Raw genomic sequence first — 4,507 nt, 5'->3', positions numbered from 1 at the left:
GCGCTGATCCTGTCGCTGACCGGCAGATGATAGGTTCTGATGCGGGTGCAGGTGGGGGCAAACATGATGTCGGCAGCGCCAAAGCGGCCGAACAGCCATGGTTCCCCGGTTTCTTCACCGAAGCGGCTGAGCGCTTCTTCCCACAGGCTTTCAAGGCGGCGCACATCGGCCAGCACATCGGCCGCGGCCACGAAGCCGGGCGCATGATGCTGCAGATCCATCGGGCAGGCGCTGCGCAGCGGGGCAAAGCCGGAATGCATTTCAGCGCACATGGCATAAGCCAGGCCACGCGCGTGCATGTCGCGCGGCCAGAACCGGTCATGCCCGGCCTTGTCGGACAGATAGAGCAGGATTGCCATCGAATCCCAGATCGCATCGCCATGATCCCACAGCACCGGCACCTTGCCCGATGGCATGTCGGCCTTGGCTTCGCCGCTGATCCACTCGGGCGAATCCATCACCCGCAGTTCGGTTTCGAACGGCAGCAGCGATTGCTTGGCGGCCAGCCAGCCGCGCAGCGACCAACTGGAATAGGTGCGATTGCCGATGATGATCTTCATGGGTTGCGACTTACCCCCCTTTGTTGCCGTGCAGCATCGCCCAATCCGCTGCGGGGAGCAAGCGGCGCTTGGCAAGCAGCGCGGTTCATGGTTTTGATGGGCCATGACCGACCAACCACTCGTGATGGTGCTGAACGGCCCGAACCTCAACCTGCTGGGCAGCCGCGAACCGCATATCTATGGCCACGCCACGTTGGACGATATTGCCGAGCAGCTGGAAGCGCAGGCGGCGGTACTGGGCCTCACCATTGATATCCGCCAGTCCAACCATGAGGGCCATATCGTCGATTGGCTGCACGAAGCCGGTGCGCGCGGTGCGCTGGCGGTGCTGCTCAACGCCGGTGCGCTCACCCACAGCTCCATCGCCATCCATGATGCGATCAAGGGGATCGCCGTTCCGGTGATCGAGGTGCATCTTTCAAACCCCCACGCCCGTGAGGAATTTCGCCATACCAGCTTTGTGGCGCGTGCGGCGAAAGGGACGATTTCGGGCTTTGGTGCCGCATCCTATCGGCTGGCGCTGGACGCGGCGGGGGCTTTACGGCAGTAAGCCGGAGTTACATTGGGGCAAGAGACGGGACCATCATGTCTGACAGCAAATCTTCAGTGGTTGGGGGAATCGTGGTCGATACCGACCTGGTGCGCGAACTGGCGGAGCTGCTGGACGCCAGCAACCTGACCGAAATCGAAGTGAAGGACGGCGACCGGACCATCCGTGTCGCCCGCACTGCGGCTGCTGTCACCGTGGCCGCTGGCCCAGCCAATTACGCGCCGGCCCCGCCGGCCGGTGGCTGGCCCGCGCCGCCATCATCGTCTGCCGCCCCGGCAGCCGCCCCTGCTGGTGGCGATGACGTGCGCAACCACCCCGGCCTGGTGAAATCGCCGATCGTCGGCACTGCCTATCTCACCCCGGAACCGGGTGCGCCGGCCTTCATCACCGAAGGCGCCACGGTCGCCGCCGGGGCCACGCTGCTGATTATCGAAGCCATGAAGGTGATGAACCCGATCACCGCGCCCAAGGGCGGCGTGGTGAAGGCCATTTTGGTGAACAGCGAGCAGCCGGTGGAATATGACCAGCCGCTGGTGATCATTGAGTAAGCCGGCGCCGATGTTCAAGAAGGTCCTGATCGCCAACCGGGGCGAAATCGCGCTGCGCGTGCACCGTGCCTGCCGCGAAATGGGCATCCGCACCGTGGCCGTTCACTCGACCGCCGACGCTGATGCCATGCACGTGCGTCTGGCCGATGAAGCCATCTGCATTGGCCCGCCGTCGGCAACCGACTCCTACCTCAACATCCCGGCGATCATTTCGGCGGCCGAAATCGCCCAGGCTGATGCCATCCACCCCGGCTATGGCTTCCTGTCCGAAAACGCGCGCTTTGCCGAAATCGTGCAGGAACATCGCATCACCTGGATCGGCCCGGATCCGGAACATATCCGCAAGATGGGCGACAAGGTGGAAGCCAAGCGCACCGCAGCCCTTTTGGGCTTGCCGCTGGTGCCGGGCAGCGATGGCCCCATCGAAACCATGGAAGAAGCGCTCGCGGTGGCCGAAATCATCGGTTACCCGGTCTTGGTGAAGGCCGCTTCGGGCGGCGGTGGCCGCGGCATGAAGGTGATCCCGGATGCCGCCAGCCTGCCCTCGCTGGTGAGCCAGGCCAAATCCGAAGCCAAGGCCGCCTTTGGCGACGACACGGTTTACATCGAAAAATATCTTTCCGAGCCGCGCCACATCGAATTCCAGGTGTTCGGCGATGGCCATGGCGGCGCCGTCCATCTGGGCGAACGCGATTGCTCCCTGCAGCGCCGCCACCAGAAGGTGCTGGAAGAAGCCCCGTCCCCGGCGCTGAATGCCGCCGAGCGCGCGCGCATGGGCGAAGTGGTGCGCGAGGCGATTTCCAAGCTGAAATATCGCGGCGCCGGTACCATCGAGTTCCTGTGGGAAAACGGCGAGTTCTTCTTCATCGAGATGAACACCCGCCTGCAGGTGGAACATCCCGTTACCGAAGCCATCACCGGTCTGGATCTGGTTCGCGAGCAGATCCGCGTTGCTGCCGGCTTGCCGTTGTCGGTCACCCAGGACGAGGTGAAATTCGAAGGCCACGCCATCGAATGCCGCATCAACGCGGAAGATTCGAAGACGTTTGCGCCGTCACCGGGCCGGGTTACCGATTTCCACCAGCCCGGCGGCCTGCACGTGCGGGTCGATTCGGCGCTGTATGACGGCTATCGCATCCCGCCTTATTATGATTCGCTGATCGCCAAGCTGATCGTGTACGGCGCCAACCGTGATGAGTGCCTGATGCGTTTGCGCCGCGCGTTGGAAGAATTCGTTATCCAAGGGCCGAAAACCACGATCCCGCTGCATCAGGCGCTGATCGAGGATCCGGATTTCCAGAACGGCGATTATTCGATCAAGTGGCTGGAACGCTGGCTGGCCAAGAAGGCCGCCGAAGAGACGGCGGCCGGTTGAAGGGTCTTTTCGGGCGGGCCTGATCGGCGCATGCTGAATTCGTGACCCGTCCGCTCACCCATCGGCTCGATCCCGACATGCTGCTGCGCGCCTATGCCAGCGGCATTTTTCCGATGGCCGAGCGAGCCGACAGCACCGATGTGTTCTGGGTGGAGCCGCGCCGCCGGGGTGTGCTGCCGCTGAACGCGTTCCACCTGCCGAAAAGCCTGGCCAAGACACTGAAGCAGGAGCGCTTCCGCTTCACCGCCGACCGCGCCTTTGCCGCCGTGCTGGACGGCTGTGCCGAGCCGGCGCCGGGTCGCAGCGAGACCTGGATCAACCCGCTGATTGCCGAAGCCTATGTGGCGCTGCACGAACGCGGCCAGGCCCACAGCGTGGAGGCGTGGACGCAGGACGGCGATTTGGCCGGCGGCCTCTATGGCGTGCGGCTGGGCGCGGCCTTCTTTGGCGAATCGATGTTCACGAGGCGGACCGATGCCAGCAAATGCTGCCTGGCGGCGCTGGTGACACGGCTGCGGCTGGGCGGGTTCCTGCTGCTCGATACCCAGTTCCTCACCAGCCATCTGGCCGGCTTTGGCGCCGTGGAGATTCCGGCGCGCGACTATCGGGTTCAGTTGAGCGCGGCCTTGTCGGGCACTTCGGGCGATTTCTTTGCCGGCGATGAAGGCACGGTGCGCGGCGCAGGCCCGTCGGGAAAGCGCATCGTGCAGCTCTTGAGCCAGACATCATAGCGCGGGTGCTGCATGACATTCAGGCTGGGGCTTTCGGCATAAAGCCAGCCGGAAAACACGCGGCTAACCTGCCCGGCCAGCCGCTCATCGACCTGCAGGAAGGCGCCCTGCAACGTCGGCCATTCCCATGGCGGCGTGGTTTCGCAGGTGCGCGCTGTGATGCGGATGCCGGCGAAATCAATGTATTGGCCGGGCTTCAGGGTAAGGAATCGCGTTTCCCCCGTACGCTTGGCCAGTGCGCCGACCACCAGCACACGCTCCTTGACCGGGGTGACTTGCGCGACGCGCGGCGCAGCGGGCTTGGCCGGGGCAGGCGCAGCGGCGGGCGCAGGTGCTGCGGGCGGCGCTTCCTGCGCCAGCGCTGCAACCGCGATCAGGCCGGCGACCAGCGCCAGCGCTTCACTTGGCCGGGGCATTGGCGGCCGCAGGTTCGCTTGCCGGCGCATCGCCGCCGGAACGGTTCACGACACTGCCGATCAGGCCCATCAGATCGGGCGCGCCCGATGTTTCGATGATCTCGCCGCCGTCTTTCAGCATATCGGCTTCGGCACCGGGCGTGAGGGCGATGAAATTGCCGCCGAGCAGACCTTCGGACGAGACCGCCGCCGAACTGTCGATCGGCAGTTTCAGCCGACGGTCTACCGTGAGGCGCAGCACGGCCTGATAGCTGGTCGGATCAAGTTCAAGCCCGACCACCTTGCCCACCTTCACGCCGGCAACCTTCACATCGGTGCCCAGCGTGA

The 4,507-nt window shown here is 64.6% G+C and carries 6 protein-coding genes and 1 pseudogene; 4 read left to right on the top strand and 3 right to left on the bottom strand.

Annotated features, from left to right (window positions below; translation table 11 throughout):
* Positions 1–560 (bottom strand): glutathione S-transferase (locus RT662_RS05830; protein WP_313669764.1); only part of this gene is annotated, 560 nt, incomplete at its 3' end.
* Between the two features lie 103 nt (positions 561–663).
* On the opposite strand from RT662_RS05830, the gene aroQ reads away from it, so the two are divergent.
* The 4 genes from aroQ (at position 664) to aat (ending at position 3,764) form a co-directional block, all read left to right on the top strand.
* Positions 664–1,110 (top strand): type II 3-dehydroquinate dehydratase, encoded by a 447-nt coding sequence (aroQ, locus tag RT662_RS05825; protein WP_313669763.1) that lies wholly within the window; start codon positions 664–666, stop codon positions 1,108–1,110.
* A gap of 35 nt (positions 1,111–1,145) precedes the next feature.
* Positions 1,146–1,658 carry an acetyl-CoA carboxylase biotin carboxyl carrier protein gene (gene accB, locus RT662_RS05820; protein ID WP_313669762.1) on the top strand — a complete coding sequence of 171 codons (513 nt, stop codon included), beginning with the start codon at positions 1,146–1,148 and terminating at the stop codon, positions 1,656–1,658.
* 10 nt (positions 1,659–1,668) lie between these two features.
* A complete protein-coding gene (gene accC, locus RT662_RS05815; RefSeq protein ID WP_303781222.1) occupies positions 1,669–3,033 on the top strand; it encodes an acetyl-CoA carboxylase biotin carboxylase subunit in 1,365 nt (454 codons plus the stop codon).
* 77 nt (positions 3,034–3,110) lie between these two features.
* Positions 3,111–3,764, top strand: a complete 654-nt coding sequence (gene aat / locus RT662_RS05810; RefSeq protein ID WP_313669765.1) for a leucyl/phenylalanyl-tRNA--protein transferase — start codon at positions 3,111–3,113, stop codon at positions 3,762–3,764.
* A gap of 35 nt (positions 3,765–3,799) precedes the next feature.
* On the opposite strand, the pseudogene RT662_RS05805 reads toward aat, so the two are convergent.
* Together RT662_RS05805 and RT662_RS05800 are read right to left on the bottom strand one after the other, a co-directional pair.
* A pseudogene (locus RT662_RS05805) lies at positions 3,800–4,180 on the bottom strand (DUF2155 domain-containing protein); the annotation flags it as partial.
* On the bottom strand, positions 4,164–4,507 hold a 344-nt coding region (locus RT662_RS05800), incomplete at its 5' end, for an MlaD family protein (RefSeq protein ID WP_313669761.1). The gene RT662_RS05800 and the pseudogene RT662_RS05805, both read right to left, overlap by 17 nt.

The organism is Sandarakinorhabdus sp., from assembly GCF_032115815.1.
Classification (GTDB): domain Bacteria; phylum Pseudomonadota; class Alphaproteobacteria; order Sphingomonadales; family Sphingomonadaceae; genus Sandarakinorhabdus.
This window is presented reverse-complemented; position numbering and strand designations above follow the sequence as displayed.

Excerpts from the sequence above, each read along its gene's own strand:
- aat (WP_313669765.1), top strand. The coding sequence starts at position 3,111 with ATGCTGCTGCGCGCCTATGCCAGCGGCATTTTTCCGATGGCCGAGCGA.
- aroQ (WP_313669763.1), top strand. The coding sequence starts at position 664 with ATGACCGACCAACCACTCGTGATGGTGCTGAACGGCCCGAACCTCAAC.
- accB (WP_313669762.1), top strand. The coding sequence starts at position 1,146 with ATGTCTGACAGCAAATCTTCAGTGGTTGGGGGAATCGTGGTCGATACC.
- accC (WP_303781222.1), top strand. The coding sequence starts at position 1,669 with ATGTTCAAGAAGGTCCTGATCGCCAACCGGGGCGAAATCGCGCTGCGC.